Genomic DNA, 453 nt, shown 5'->3' with positions numbered 1-453 from the left:
CAGCGCGGATGGCACCGTGCTCACTGGCCGTGCCGAACCGGGCAGCACCGTGCGCATCGTTGCTGCCGACGGCAGCGAACTGGGCACTGCCGTGGTCGGCCCGACCGGCGTTTTCAGCATCAACCTCAACCCACCGCAGCTGGACGGCGAAGTCCTCCAAGCCACTGCGACCGATGCCGCTGGCAATACGTCCGTGGCCAGCTCGGTCACTGCACCGGACATCGACGGTGGCGATACCACACCGCCTGAAGCCCCGACTGACCTAGTAATCGGCCTGGCCGGCAGCCAACTGAGCGGTCGTGGCGAAGCCGGCACCACCGTGCAAGTGCGTGACGCCGAAGGCAACATCCTCGCGACGGGTACCGTTGGCGCCGATGGCACCTTCGTCATTGCCCTGACTCCTGCCGTGAACGACGGCAGTACCCTGCAAGTCACCCTGACCGATGCTGCTGG

At 66.4% G+C, this 453-nt stretch carries 1 protein-coding gene; it reads left to right on the top strand.

All coding sequences use genetic code 11. From position 1 onward, the window contains the following. A partial coding sequence (locus JOY50_RS28550; protein ID WP_259375124.1) for an Ig-like domain-containing protein occupies positions 1-453 on the top strand: 453 nt, incomplete at both ends.

The sequence above is a fragment of the Pseudomonas sp. BP01 genome (assembly GCF_022760795.1).
Taxonomy (GTDB): Bacteria; Pseudomonadota; Gammaproteobacteria; order Pseudomonadales; family Pseudomonadaceae; genus Aquipseudomonas; species Aquipseudomonas putida_Q.
The sequence above is the reverse complement of the archived record's forward strand: the minus strand, read 5'-3'. Positions and strand labels throughout refer to the sequence as shown.